This window comes from Leucobacter soli, assembly GCF_042659205.1.
Classification (GTDB): Bacteria; Actinomycetota; Actinomycetes; order Actinomycetales; family Microbacteriaceae; genus Leucobacter; species Leucobacter soli.
Map to the genome: position 1 here is coordinate 1 of NZ_JBHSRW010000119.1, position 6,720 is coordinate 6,720.

Genomic DNA, 6,720 nt, shown 5'->3' on the forward strand with positions numbered 1-6,720 from the left:
CGCCGAGCACCGGGAACCGGCAGACGCCGCCCCGACCGGATCCGCAGCCGTCCCCGCCGGACCGCCAGTGCGAGCAGTTCCACGTCGACGGTCGAGACCACCAGGTCGATCCGATCCTCGTCGATCATGCGGCGGAGCGCCGGCACGAAGCCCTCGTCGGCGCCCGGCGGCACGAGGCGGCGGCGGTCCGCGCCCACCAGGTAGAGTCCGCTCGCCCAGCCTTCCATGTCCGCGGCGAAGACCGTCAGGTCGTCCCGGCGCAGCAGCGAGCGGATCACCGCCACGCCCGCGGGGCCGCCCGCACCCGTCACCAGCACCCGTGCCGGCATCAACTCTCGACCCTCAGGTGTTCGTAGCTACTCACGATGTCCTCGCTCTCGCGCACCATCTCGAGCGGCTCGACCGCGGTCCCCCCGCCGAAGCGGCTCCAGTAGCGAGCGGTCGCGGTCACGAACTCCGGGTCAAGGTAGTCGCGGCTGGCGGTCTGGGTGCCGAAGCACTCGAGCAGTTCGAGTTTGCGCTCCAGGAACCGCTCGATGCGCGTGAAGCGGGTCGGCCGGTATTCGATCGTGGCGGAGGGGCTCTGGTAGCAGGCCACCGTGCCGATCCTGCGCGTCGCGGCGATCGTCGCCTCGCTGACCGCGCGGTGGTCCTGGTGACGGTCGTGCGACGAGTGCGTGTACACGATCGTGGGCCGCACCTCGGCGACGACCTCCTCGATCAGGCGGACGCTCGGCCCACCGTTCGGGATCTCGGTATCGATCAGGTCCTTCAGGAAGAGCCGGGCGCCGAGCATCTCGGCCGCGGCCAGCGACTCGTGCTGCCGGCTGTCGGCGTCGCCGCCGCGCGCCCCGCGCGAGAGGGTGAGGATCGTGATCTCGTCGTCGGCGTGCGCGTGCGCTGCCAGGGTCCCGCCGACGCCGATCTCGACGTCGTCGGGGTGCGCGCCGACCGCGAGGACCCGCTTCGGCGCTCGCTGACGGTCGCGCCGCCGCTTCTCGGCGACCAGACGCTGCACGGTCTCGATGAGGTGCGCGTTGTCGATGGGCTTCGTGAGGAACTCGTCGGCCTGCACGCGCAGCGCGGAGACCGCGTAGTCGACGGAGACGTGCGCGGTCATGACGACGACCGATACGCACGGCATGCGCCGGCGCAGCTCCTTCACAAGGTCGAGGCCGTTCAGCCCCGGCATCTCGATGTCGGTCACGACGAGGTCGGGCTGCTGGGCGCACGCCCGCTCGATCGCGGAGGGTCCGTCTGCGGCGATGTCGACGATGCAGCCCGCCCGGCGTTCGAGCACGGTCGCGACGAGCAATGCGACGTCCGGATCGTCGTCGACGACGAGCACACGGGCTGCGGTCTCCGTCATGCAGTCTCCCCCCTCAGTTTGACCCTGACTGCAGCCTATTGATGTCCGACCGTCCACGACAAGCGCTCGGAGGTTTTCGGCGCCACCTCCGTGCGGGCCCTCAAGCCTTTCGCGGGCCGTTCCGGCGGCGGCGCCGCCCGGTCAAGCGGTGTCGTGCAGGTGGTGCCGCGCCGATTCGGGGATGTGCTCCGGGTGCCGGTGGAGCGACGGGTCGTCGATCCCGCGCCACGGGTTGTCGACGTCGCGTTCGGCTTCGGCCGACTGTGTGGAGCCGTCGAGGATCGGGTGATCCTGCGTCTTGCCCTCGTGGGCCCATGCGCGGGTCGTGCCTTGCCCGTTGCCCGCTTCGTAGCGGGTGGCGGGGTGCGGTTCGTCCACGATGTGACTGCGGGCCTCGCTCTGCCTTTCCACATGTTTGCGTGTCATGATGCACCTCCTAGGTAGGGGCACTTCCACGGTACGCCCGGTATCTGGAAGTCGTGAGTGAATTCGGTCGGGGGTGCGACGTGCGAGAACTCATCCTGACGCGGCATGCGAAGTCGGATTGGGGTGATCCGGAGCTTCCCGACCATGATCGGCCGCTGAATGCGCGCGGCCTGCGCGATGCTCCGGCGATGGCGGATCGGCTCGCGGCGACCGGCGTCGAGGTGCAGCGCATCCTCTCGAGCACGGCGGTGCGGGCACGGTCCACGGCGGCGGTGTTCGGCGCGGCGCTCGGCGTGGAGGTCGAGCTCGACGAGGAGCTGTACCTGGCTTCGGCCGCGAAGCTGCTGACTGCGGCGGCCGGGTCGGATGCCGGGACCGTGATGGTCGTCGCCCACGATCCGGGGATCTCGGATCTCGCCTCGACGCTCTCGGATGGCGGCATCACGCACATGCCGACGTGCGCGGTCGCCCGCTTCACCTGGCAGGTCGACGCCTGGGACGAGGCGGTGACCCGCCCCGCCGACACGTGGGGGCTCGCGACGCCACGGTGAGGTGCGGGCCGGGGCGGGTTGGGCGGAGACGGGTCGGTCTGCCCTCCCGAATTACCGGACGGCGGGGCTACATGGCACTCACGCGGGGCCTCTCGCACCGGACTTCTTAACTGGGACCCCTCACAGGCCGGCCGGCGGCCAGAGTCCGAGGATCAGCGCCATCACGAGGACCGTCACGAGTTCGTGCGCGATGTTCATGATGGTGAGCCCGGAGGGGCGGCCTTCGAACGCGTCGTGCGTGATAAAGCGTGCGGCGGTGAAGCCGGCCCAGAGCACCACGCCGGTCAGCAGCGCGGAAACGAGGAAAGATCCGCCGTAGAACTCGAACGCGATCCAGATCGCGCCGGCGAAGACCCAGACGGTGATGAAGCTGACGATCACGGTGGTGACGATGGGGCCGATCGCCGACCGCGCGTCGCCGCTCAACTCGACCTTCGCGAGCCGTGCCCATTTATCGCCGAACACCTTCGGCGTGTACCAGAGCGATCCGACCACCATCGTGGAGACGGTTGCGACGATCACTGCCCAGTAGTTGATCTCGGGGACCATGGCGGGCTCCTCTCGACGGGTCGGCTTCGCCGTCGATGCCGACTGGTCTCATGATAGCTGGCAGGGTCCACGGGCTCGGGAGCTAGGGTGGCACCATGGCGAAGATCATCTTGTTCGGTGGACATGGTCGTGTGGCGCTGCATGCGGAGCCTCTGCTGGTGAAGGGCGGGAACACCGTCACCGCCGTGATCAGGAATCCGGAGCACGTGGCTGAGGTGCGGGAGACCGGGGCCGAGCCGCTCGTCGCCGATATCGAGACGCTCGATGTCGATGCGCTGGCCGGACTGATCTCCGGGCACGATGCAGTCGTCTGGTCGGCCGGCGCGGGCGGCGGCGATCCTACACGCACGCTCGCGGTCGATCGGGATGCGGCGATCCGCACGATGGAGGCGGCTGAGCGCGCGGGTGTGCGCCGGTACGTCATGGTGTCGTACTTCAACGCATCGCCGGATCACGGCATCGACCCGAGTAACTCCTTCTACGCCTATGCGGAGGCGAAGTCCGCTGCGGATGCCCACCTGCGCGACAGCAGCCTGGAATGGACGATCCTCGGACCGAGCACGCTCACCTTCGACTCCGGCAGCGGCAGGATCGACACCGGGGAGACGGAGTCGGGTCGGGTCTCTCGCGAGAATGTCGCGCAGGTGATCGCTGCGACGCTTGCGGATACGTCCACGATCCGCCGCACCATCAGGTTCAACGACGGCGATACGCCGGTCGCGGAGGCGATCAGCGCCTAACGGCGTTCCGGGAGGACTGCTCCGCCGCGCTCTGGCTCTTTACGAATTACATCAACTCGCGCTCGACGTCGATGTCGACTTCCCGGAGTTGAGCAGGCGCGGGTACATCGCCGCCGGGCTTCGGGACTCAGTGATGGCGCTGGTTGATGCAACCCTCGAGGTTCGGGTCGAGTGAGGGCTCTCTCGGTCGTTGTTCAGGCGGCGCCTGCGGTGCCGTCCGGGCGCTCACCTCACGAGCCATCGCCTGAGCTCGATCCTTCGCCTGCGCTTCTGCTGCGCGTTTCACCAGTGACGCGAACCACCAGATGATGCTGACAACGACAACCGGCGGACACACGAGCAGGAAGATGATGTGAACCATGCATTCCTCCTCTCACCGTTCTGGTGTCGTTCTGACCGTATCGGTCGCCCCCGACATTGCTACTGCCCGACCCCGATCGCCAGAGCGATGATGCCGAACGCGGGGAGCAATCCCTGAACGAGAGCGGCGATTCCGGCGCCTTTGCTCGAGCAGAGCAGCACGAGCGCCGCGGCCACCATCGAGCCGGCGCCGACGAACACCAGCGTGGCTCCGACCGCCTGGTGGCCGATTATCGAGAGCACGATGCCGACCACCACGGCGACCGCCAGGAACAGGTTGTAGAACCCCTGGTTGAAGGCCAGCAGTTTGGTCGCTCGAGCGCTCTCCTCGCTCGTGCCGAAGATGCGCCGCACGCGCGGAGACTCCCAGGCGAGTGACTCCATGAAAAAGATGCCGACGTGGATGAGTGCGGCCAAGCCGGTGAGAGTGAGTCCTATTGCGATCATCTTCTGCTTCCTCGTTCGACATAGAGTGCGTTGCACTCATTCTGGAGGAGGATCACACTGCGGGCGGAGATTCAGGTCTCCTGAATTTTGACCAGATCCTGACTCTGGGCTCTGCATCGACGAACCGAGCGCTGAGCTAGAGTGGCTGCTCAAGGCAGGATCGAAGTGGCCTTCCGCTCAGATCTTGCCTGGACATGACGGCTTTTCATCGTCTTGCAGCCGTTGGGGGATCGGAGATGCATCGTGGAAGGTGAGCCAAGCTCAAGCGAGCACAAAAGACAGAATGATCAGACAGCATCGCTCGGTCCGACAGGTGAGCGCGCATCGGCAGATCCGAGATCGGTCTTTACACGCGTTCGCCGTTCTCATTGGATACTCGGGCTCGCTCTGCTTGCTGTGGCCGCAATCATCATCAGTACGGCCGTCATTCCCCGACTAGGGGCTGACGCGCCCACCAAGGATGGAGCTTCTCAGTCCGATATCGATGCCGATACCGATGGAGATGGAATTCCAGACGTATTGGAGATCGATGGATGGCAAACACAAGACGGAACCGTCTATCGAACTTCACCGACCTCAGCCGACACCGATGGAGACGGTCTGAACGACGGGGAGGAAGCGGGATCCTTAATCTCGGGCACTGAGTCCCCAGTCCTGTACGCAGGCATCTCGGACCCCACCGAGGTCGATTCCGACGGTGATGGGCTCGACGACAAGTCAGAAGTCCACGGATGGACCACAGTCCGCGGTGGCGAGTACTTCACCGAGCCGATGAACCCGGATACCGATGGCGATGGGCTCACGGATGGCGAGGAAGCAGGCAGCTCAGTAGAAGATGAAGCCTCAGTCCTCAGATACCGGGGTATTTCGGACCCGAAGCAGATCGATACCGATGACGACGGTTTGGATGACGCGGGAGAGGCCGACTACGAGCTCGACGCCTTCAGCCAGGATACCGACGGAGACGGACTCGACGATGACTACGAGGTCAACATCTCCGGCACGGACCCGCAATCGGTGGACACCGATGGGGATGGTTTCGATGATCGCTACGAAGTCGAACATCGCGATGACCTCGGCTTCGACCCTCTGTTCGAAGACGTCGCGGTAGACAAATGGGATTATGCCTTGGATTTCGCCAAGGGCGCCTTCGCCGGCGAACTCGCCCCAGGGGACTCCCTCGCCTGGCTCATGGGGAACATCGCCGCAGGCGGTTCCAGTTTCATTCCCGGCATCGGATGGATCGTCGGCGGGGTTGCAGACCTGCGAGACACAGTTGGAGCGATGATTCACTCCGATTGGGTCGGAGCAGGCTTCAGCGCAACAGGGCTCGTTCCGTATGGCGGCGATGCCGCTTCGATACCGAAGAAGGTGGCAGCCTTCGTGGCGAAGCACCCCGAGCTCGCCGCCGCCGTCGCGGCTGCGGTTGTCGCGATCAAGTGGCTTCCGGACAAGACCAAAGTAGCCGTACTCGAGCGCCTCCCTGGCTGGAAGGATCTGAACGCAGCCGGCGCGACCGAGAAAGGCCTGGTGAAGCTCAACGAGAACGGGCACTTGTATATGGAGCGAATCGCGAAGCAGATCGCACGCAAGGGCCACGTCCCCGGCGCACCCGCCAAGTTCATGTCCGACGGCTACGCCGGGGAGAAGTACCTGACAAAGATTCTGAGCGAGAAGGGCAAAGTCAAGTCTCAAGTATCCATGTCGACCAAGGGTTGCGTTGACGTCTGCAATGCGACTTCGCGCCGATTCGACGTGGTTTCGAAGAACGTCGCTCACGAATCCAAGGTCGGATACACGAATCTCACGGAGTCGATAAGGCGGCAAATCCAATCCGACGCCCACCTCATGAAACAGAATTGCGTAAAAGAGAAGGCGTGCATCAAGAGCGCGCACTGGCACTTCTTCCCCAGCGACACGACCAACCAGGTCGGTGCATCCGAGGCGCTTCTCGACCTGCTCGACGAACTCAAGATCCCTTACACGATTCACCTGCCGTGACGGCAGGCCCTCCGACGCCCGCTTTCGTTGACGGCCGAATCTCATCGGGCCGCATACTGACGAGTTCGAATTCCTTGGACATCATTCTCCCAGGAGTGCTGACGGTAAGGCCAAGGCGCAAATGGAACGCGAGGTCACCAGTTCTGCGGGGTCTCATCGCCCGCCGCATTCGTTGAGAGTGCGGCTTTCGGACGCAGCAATGATGCTCCTATATTTGTCAACTTGTAGGCGCGCTTGTTTCGAGCCATTCTCGGTATGCCAGAGCGAATTCGTCATC

The 6,720-nt window shown here is 64.9% G+C and carries 8 protein-coding genes and 1 pseudogene; 3 read left to right on the forward strand and 6 right to left on the reverse strand.

The window, feature by feature from the left end:
- The 3 genes and pseudogenes from ACFPZL_RS08360 to ACFPZL_RS08370 form a co-directional block, all read right to left on the reverse strand.
- Positions 1 to 329: pseudogene (locus tag ACFPZL_RS08360) on the reverse strand (ATP-grasp domain-containing protein); the annotation flags it as partial.
- Complete coding sequence (locus tag ACFPZL_RS08365; protein WP_218116285.1) at positions 329 to 1,369, reverse strand: response regulator; 1,041 nt, start codon at positions 1,367 to 1,369, stop codon at positions 329 to 331. The pseudogene ACFPZL_RS08360 and the gene ACFPZL_RS08365, both read right to left, overlap by 1 nt.
- Positions 1,370 to 1,510: 141 nt before the next feature.
- Positions 1,511 to 1,795 carry a hypothetical protein gene (locus ACFPZL_RS08370; RefSeq protein WP_236022131.1) on the reverse strand — a complete coding sequence of 95 codons (285 nt, stop codon included), beginning with the start codon at positions 1,793 to 1,795 and terminating at the stop codon, positions 1,511 to 1,513.
- An 80-nt stretch (positions 1,796 to 1,875) separates the two neighbouring features.
- Between ACFPZL_RS08370 and ACFPZL_RS08375 the strand changes: the two genes are divergently transcribed.
- Positions 1,876 to 2,346, forward strand: a complete 471-nt coding sequence (locus tag ACFPZL_RS08375; RefSeq protein WP_218116286.1) for a SixA phosphatase family protein — start codon at positions 1,876 to 1,878, stop codon at positions 2,344 to 2,346.
- Positions 2,347 to 2,466: 120 nt separating this feature from the next.
- Here ACFPZL_RS08375 and ACFPZL_RS08380 read toward each other — a convergent pair whose 3' ends face one another.
- A complete protein-coding gene (locus ACFPZL_RS08380) occupies positions 2,467 to 2,895 on the reverse strand; it encodes a DUF1761 domain-containing protein (protein ID WP_218116287.1) in 429 nt (142 codons plus the stop codon).
- Between the two features lie 95 nt (positions 2,896 to 2,990).
- On the opposite strand from ACFPZL_RS08380, the gene ACFPZL_RS08385 reads away from it, so the two are divergent.
- Positions 2,991 to 3,635, forward strand: a complete 645-nt coding sequence (locus ACFPZL_RS08385) for an SDR family oxidoreductase (protein ID WP_218116288.1) — start codon at positions 2,991 to 2,993, stop codon at positions 3,633 to 3,635.
- Between the two features lie 127 nt (positions 3,636 to 3,762).
- Here the strand turns inward: ACFPZL_RS08385 and ACFPZL_RS08390 are convergent, their stop codons facing one another.
- Both ACFPZL_RS08390 and ACFPZL_RS08395 read right to left on the reverse strand, forming a co-directional pair.
- Positions 3,763 to 3,996: a hypothetical protein gene (locus ACFPZL_RS08390; RefSeq protein ID WP_218116289.1), complete on the reverse strand. Its 234-nt coding sequence runs from the start codon at positions 3,994 to 3,996 to the stop codon at positions 3,763 to 3,765.
- Between the two features lie 59 nt (positions 3,997 to 4,055).
- Positions 4,056 to 4,442 carry a DUF1304 domain-containing protein gene (locus tag ACFPZL_RS08395; protein WP_218116290.1) on the reverse strand — a complete coding sequence of 129 codons (387 nt, stop codon included), beginning with the start codon at positions 4,440 to 4,442 and terminating at the stop codon, positions 4,056 to 4,058.
- A gap of 396 nt (positions 4,443 to 4,838) precedes the next feature.
- On the opposite strand from ACFPZL_RS08395, the gene ACFPZL_RS08400 reads away from it, so the two are divergent.
- Entirely contained in the window at positions 4,839 to 6,443 is a 1,605-nt protein-coding gene (locus ACFPZL_RS08400; RefSeq protein ID WP_218116291.1) for a hypothetical protein, read from the forward strand.
- Positions 6,444 to 6,720 lie beyond the last annotated feature (277 nt).

What these genes read in the sequence shown, in the direction of transcription:
- ACFPZL_RS08370 (WP_236022131.1), bottom strand. Translation starts at nt 1,795, where the DNA reads ATGACACGCAAACATGTGGAAAGGCAGAGCGAGGCCCGCAGTCACATC.
- ACFPZL_RS08365 (WP_218116285.1), bottom strand. Translation starts at nt 1,369, where the DNA reads ATGACGGAGACCGCAGCCCGTGTGCTCGTCGTCGACGACGATCCGGAC.
- ACFPZL_RS08390 (WP_218116289.1), bottom strand. Translation starts at nt 3,996, where the DNA reads ATGGTTCACATCATCTTCCTGCTCGTGTGTCCGCCGGTTGTCGTTGTC.
- ACFPZL_RS08385 (WP_218116288.1), top strand. Translation starts at nt 2,991, where the DNA reads ATGGCGAAGATCATCTTGTTCGGTGGACATGGTCGTGTGGCGCTGCAT.
- ACFPZL_RS08380 (WP_218116287.1), bottom strand. Translation starts at nt 2,895, where the DNA reads ATGGTCCCCGAGATCAACTACTGGGCAGTGATCGTCGCAACCGTCTCC.
- ACFPZL_RS08395 (WP_218116290.1), bottom strand. Translation starts at nt 4,442, where the DNA reads ATGATCGCAATAGGACTCACTCTCACCGGCTTGGCCGCACTCATCCAC.